The following is a 662-nucleotide window of genomic DNA, read 5'->3' as shown; positions in this document are numbered from 1 at the left end:
GGCGCATATATAGACCGCTCCGGGCTGGACGCTGAAACCTGGCTTACGCAACTGTTCCGGGTGGTCGTGGTTCCTCTGTATCACCTGCTTTGCCGCTACGGTGTCGCGCTTATTGCACATGGACAAAATATAACTCTCGCCATGAAAGAGGGGGTTCCACAGCGTGTTCTGCTGAAAGACTTCCAGGGCGATATGCGACTGGTGAAAGAAGAGTTCCCCGAAATGGACTCTTTGCCTCAGGAGGTTCGTGATGTTACATCCCGCCTGAGTGCGGACTACTTAATCCATGATTTGCAGACGGGTCACTTCGTGACAGTACTGCGTTTTATTTCGCCACTGATGGTTCGTCTTGGCGTACCTGAAAGGCGATTTTATCAACTGCTGGCAGCAGTGTTGAGTGATTACATGAAAAAACATCCACAAATGTCAGAGCGTTTTGCGCTTTTCTCACTTTTCAGGCCACAAATCATTCGCGTGGTGCTGAACCCGGTAAAACTGACCTGGCCTGATCTGGATGGCGGCAGCCGCATGCTGCCGAATTACCTTGAGGATCTGCAAAATCCGCTGTGGCTGGTAACTCAGGAATATGAATCATGAAAAAAAGTGTCGATTTTATTGGTGTTGGGACCGGGCCAGTTAATCTCAGCCTTGCTGCGGTGTCA

At 50.3% G+C, this 662-nt stretch carries 1 protein-coding gene and 1 pseudogene; both read left to right on the top strand.

All coding sequences use genetic code 11. The features are described from left to right. Positions 1-597, top strand: a pseudogene (gene iucC, locus RTW80_RS26730) (NIS family aerobactin synthetase IucC); the annotation flags it as partial. Continuing rightward, a partial coding sequence (locus tag RTW80_RS26725) for a hypothetical protein (protein WP_312721110.1) occupies positions 594-662 on the top strand: 69 nt, incomplete at its 3' end. The pseudogene iucC and the gene RTW80_RS26725, both read left to right, overlap by 4 nt.

Origin of the sequence: Escherichia sp. AM3 (assembly GCF_032029835.1) — a bacterium.
GTDB lineage: Bacteria > Pseudomonadota > Gammaproteobacteria > Enterobacterales > Enterobacteriaceae > Escherichia > Escherichia coli.
The sequence above is the reverse complement of the archived record's forward strand: the minus strand, read 5'-3'. Positions and strand labels throughout refer to the sequence as shown.